Below are 6,000 nucleotides of genomic sequence, written 5' to 3' on the forward strand. Positions count from 1 at the left end.
TAGGGCAGATGTTTTTAATAGCATAAATCTTACTTTATTAATTTTTCAAAAAACACTTTGTTTTTCAAAATAAAACCCTAAATTAGCATTTCATCGATTAAATCATGCACTTAGTCGATTAAAAATATGTTAATTAGATTTGATAATTTCAAGTAATAAGTATTATTTTTGAACTAAGATTAATAGCAATAATTTTGATTTACCCAATTCATGACCTACACCTGTGCTCTTATTTCTAGAGTAGAGGGCTTTCTGTACTTATATCATAGGTTTTTTTGGTAGAATTTTTAAGTTATTTGGTATTGATTTTTATATAGAATAATTCAACATTATATAGATATAAATAATTTTACCTTAAGATAATATGAAAATCTTTACTCGATTCTCGTTTACAAACAAGTTTTCATTTGCATTTTTTGCCATGATAACTTTTCAAACTTTTTTGTTTGCTCAATGCCCTGTACCAGAGGCGGATGGTACATATAATCCTAAAGATGATATAATCATTACGTCGTATCACCAAAGTATTGCCAAAACTCCAAATGGCCTAATTACTTGGGGTGAAGGCATGGATTTTAATGGAGGTAATGTAACGACAATTCAAGAAATATCACCTGCAAACGGATATGCTTTTTCTGGATCCATTTTGCAATATGCTGTATCTGGTAATTCGGGAGGACAAGCTTTTTTATTAACAACAACAAACTTATACGCTTGGGGACAAGTTGATGAAGTTGTCAATGGAAGCTTTGTTTCTGGAGCTACTTTTGCTACTATGGCTCTTCCACCGGGACTTATTGCAACAGATATTACCGATTTATATGCGACATCAAATGTTCTTGCAATTAATACCACAGCAGGAGAAGTTTGGGTAGCATCACGAGGAACTAGAGTAAGCGGAAACACGTCGAATGATGCAACTATCTGGCAACAGGTACAAACATCAGCTGGCGTACCTATAACGGATGTATTTCATGTTACAGGAAGTGACGTCGCCTTATATGCAATTCAGAATGATGGTGATGTATATGTATGGGGACAAGAAATATATTTAGGTGATGGTTTTGGAGCGGCAGATTATGATTACGCGACTTTAATGACTGCTCCACCTTCAACACCAGTGTATATTACAGCTTTCCATAATGATGAATTAAATCAACATGGTGTGTTAGCACTAGGTACAGATAGAAGAATATATGGTGTTGGCCATAACACATCACAAAAAATCATCAATGAAACGACAAATACTGTTTTAAATTGGGTGACTATTGATGATTCTTTAGGGAATCCTATTGAAAATGTGCTACTAATATCATCTAATCAATCTTCTGAACAATGGGCTAGTGCTGGTGCAATTACAGAAGGAGCTACGCCAACATCTAAAAGAGTTTTACTCACTTGGGGTTCAAATAATTTAGGAGCTATTGGCCAAGGAACTGATGCTATAACAGAGTATCCGACTATTCCAGGAGGATATACAATTGATGTTGATGACGCAGTCTATGTAAGTACAGGAGGTCATGCAACTACAATTTATAACAGAGATACTAAAACGATTTGCTTTACTGGTCATGTTATAGATGGTAGTACAGGAGGATTAACAGGAGCAACAGCAACAAGTTTTCAATGTATTACTATAGTTAATTTTGATGTGTGTGGAGTTAATACTTGTAGTATTGATTCTATTACTTCATCTGATGTATCGACTTGTAATGATAATGGAACACCTTTAAATACTATAGATGATTTTTTTACAGTGGATATTACCGTTGAATTTTCTGAAATACCTACCACTGGTACTTTAGAATTAACAGGAGATGTAACCGGTTCGATTTCAGTTACAGGATTGACATCACCTTATATACTTAATGATGTAGTATTACCGGCGAATGGTAGTGCTATTTCAATCTCAGGTGTATTTTCTGATGATTTAGCATGTGTATTTAACAATTCAAATGTTTTTACTGCTCCAGTGTCTTGTAGTTTTGATATATCCGTAGAGAATGATGATTTTAGCGGAACACCAGTTGATTCAGCAACAGGAGGAACAACAGCGAGTGTATTTAATGATAATGGGAATGGAACTGATACAGCAAATGGTATAAGTGCAACTGATGGCAATATTTCAGATAACATCAGTATCACCAATGATGGAGGATTAACAGGCGTTTCAATTAACACAGATGGAACAATCAATGTTCCGCTGGGAACAGCGACAGGACCTTATACTGTTGAATATACAATTTGTTTAGATATAGCTCCAACATTTTGTGATACTGCAAATGTGACTATAATAGTTATAGATTCTTGTACCGATGGTGCAATTTTAGGTACACCAACAGCTAACGATCCAGATGGAGATGGAATTAATAATAGTTGCGACTTAGACGATGATAATGATGGAATTCTAGATAGTTTTGAATGTGCATCTACACCAGCGTCTGATGCTGATTTAGTTGATGCCGCTTCATCAGGTATTATAAACCCAAATTTTGCGATTGGGTCGGATAACATATTTGCAGGTATAGATAGTGTAACTGATCAACTTATAATTGATTTAGGGACAACAGTAGATTCTGATGTAATAATAGAAATAGAATCTCTTGTAACAGTGAGTTTACATGTTTTGGGTGTAGAACAATCACTTGATAATACAGTTTACAGCAATTTGCAAACGTTCAATTTTTCAAGTATTTCTTCTGAAGTATTACAAAACTATACTTTAACAAGTTCTGCACGATATATTCGAATTACAATGGCTACAGATGCTGGGTCAGGTAGGTTACAAATTGATAATGTGCATTATCAAGCGTTTTGTGGTGGAGATACAGATGGTGATGCCACTCCTGATACACAAGATGCAGATTCAGATAACGATGGCTGTGATGATGTTGTAGAAGCAGGTCATACAGATTCCAATGGAGATGGTTATGTTGATGGTACTGGTTTTGATGGAAATGGCCAAGTTACTGGGTTCGCAACTGCTTATTCAGGAACTAATGCTGATGTCACGACTGCTACACAAGTTGTAGTAGATGCAACCGTATTAATAGGTCAAACAGTAACCGCTGGTAATGCAACTTCATTTACAATAACTTCGGTAATAGCAGCAAGTACAACAACCTTTACGACTGGTGTTCCAGATTATACCATCCCTCCAGCAACAGATGTTTCTGGAGCTATAGTATATCAATGGCAAAGAAATGGTACTGATATTGATGGTATTATCGATGGTGGTGTTTACAGTAATTTTAATACAGTAACTTTAAATATTTCAGATGTTACAGGCTTAGATAACAATGTCTACAATTTGGTAATAACACATCCAAATAACTTATGTGTAGATGAACAAAATAGTGCAATACTGACAGTAAATGTATTAACAATAACAGCTGAAGACGATGACTTCAGTGGAGCATCAATTGATTCAGCCTCAGGTGGAACAACAACAAGTGTATTTGCAGATAATTCTAATGGAACTGACGATGCAAATGGCGTGGACGCAACCGATGGTAACATTTCAGATAATATTAGTATCACTAATGATGGCGGTTTAACAGGAGTAACAATCAATACAGATGGAACGATTAACGTTCCTGGAGGAAGCACACCAGGACCTTATACTGTGACGTACCAAATTTGTTTAGATGTCGATAATACGATTTGTGATACGGCCAATGTGACTATTGAAGTTACACCAACACCTACAGCAGACGTTGGCATAACAAAGACCTTAGATACAGCTGGACCTTTTACTGTTGGACAAACAATACAGTATACATTAGTTGTAAGTAATGCAGGACCAGATACTGCCAATAATGTGGTAGTTGATGATGCAACGAGTAACTTAACAATCACCTCTGTAAGCGGTGGAGGTTGTGCTACTTTTCCATGTACAATTCCAAGTATAGCAAGTGGAACGCCAGCAAATGATGTTACTATTATAGTGATGGCTACCATTGATGCTGTTGGCGCATTTGATAATACGGCCAATGTTAGTGCAGATGAATTAGATCCAAATGGGACTAACGATATAGATAATTCTGGAAATGGCGGGACTGCTGTGGCAATTCCTTTTACGATTAATGCTGAAGATGATGATTTCAGTGCAACATCTTTTAACCCAGTTACAGGTGGTACAACAACAAGCGTCTTTGCCGATAATGGCAATGGATTAGATACAGCCGACGGTATAGCTGCAACTAATGGTAACATTTCAGATAATATCAATATTAGTAATGATGGCGGATTAACAGGTGTGACGATTAATACCGACGGAACAATCAGTGTTCCAGGTAATAGTGTTCCAGGAACATTTACTGTAGAATATCAAATATGTTTAGACATAGATCCAACGATCTGTGATACTGCACAAGCAACCATTGTAATTGGAACATGTGCAGATTTCCCAACGAATGATTGTGATGATGATGGCGTTATTAATTCAGCTGATATCTGTGAAGGATTTGATGATGCAGCAGATGCTGATGGAGATTTAGTGCCAGATGGTTGTGACGATGATGATGATAATGATGGATTACTAGATATTGATGAAAGAGGAGAAACAGTAAGTTCTCCGCCTCTGTGTGGTACTCAAGCTGTGTTTGATTTTAGTGCTATTCCTACAGAAGAATCTGGTGATGGAAACTTAGCGACCCTTCTTGAAGGAGAAGTGTTTAGATTTGCTAACGTGACAGCAGGGACTGATGCTTTAGTAACATTAGTAAGTTTCAATAATGCTGAAGTTGATATATTGGATGATAATTCTTCCAATCCAGAATACTTCAAACCAGGTACTAGAATTAATTACTTAAATCCAGGGCAAGAGGGCTGGGTAGAATACAATATTCAATTAGTACAATCTGGAACAACTACTCCTCTAAGTTTTCCAGATGTTTTTGTTGGATATAATGATATGGATGGAGATCTAGATTCATTTGAACGTAATAGAATTCCTTATCCAATTAATTATGTTGTTGATAATCCGACAACATTAACGATTACCTCTGAGCCTAACTTCTTAGTCGCTACTTCAGGAAACGTTGATTTCCCTGGATCATCTAATAGTAATCCGTTTTTAAATATCACGGCAAATTATAATAACTTTTCTAGTTATACATTTAGATTAGGAGTGTTGGCAAACAATCCTTTAATAGATGTTGTACGTTACCATAGTGTTTTATTTGATTGTGCTACTAATTACGTGGACCCGCAAACAACAGATCCTGATACTGATGATGATGGTATTCCAGATTACTTAGATTCAGATAGTGATTCTGATGGATGTCCTGATGCATTAGAAGGTGATGGAGGATATACTCTTGCTGATTTAGATGTTGATGATAGTTTAGGAGATAATGTAGGTGCTAATGGTGTGCCTCAAGACACTTCGAACAATTCATTACAACAAAATGATATAAGCTCTACCGATTCAACGATTAGCCTATGTTCGGGAATAAATGTCATAAAGACAAGTAGTTTAGATTTAGGACCTGATGGTGTTGTGGGTGTAGGAGATATTATTACCTATACATATACAGTAAGTAATACAGGTGGTGTCACATTGTTTGATGTTAATGTAACAGAAGATGCAGCCGATTTTACAGGAACGGGAACCTTACCAACACCAGTTTATCAGAGTGGAGGGACAGATGTCGATTTGGAAGCAGATTTACAAGACTTAGCAATAGGAGTAGGAACGATAGTTTATACAGCAACTTATGCCATCACACAAGACGATATAGATACAGGAATTGTAACAAACCAGGCAATAGCTACAGGCGATGATCCTGCTGGTAATGTTATTTCAGATGATAGTGATGATCCAAACGATCCAACAGATACAGATAATAATGGAGATGGCGAACCTGATGATCCAACCGATACCGTGATTCCACAGAATCCAGAGATCAGTATCTTAAAGACAAGTAGTTTAGACTTAGGCGCAGATGGTGTAGTGACTGCGGGTGATATTATAACGTATACTTATACGGTAAGCAA

Origin of the sequence: Psychroserpens sp., assembly GCF_036960315.1 — a bacterium.
Classification (GTDB): Bacteria; Bacteroidota; Bacteroidia; order Flavobacteriales; family Flavobacteriaceae; genus Psychroserpens.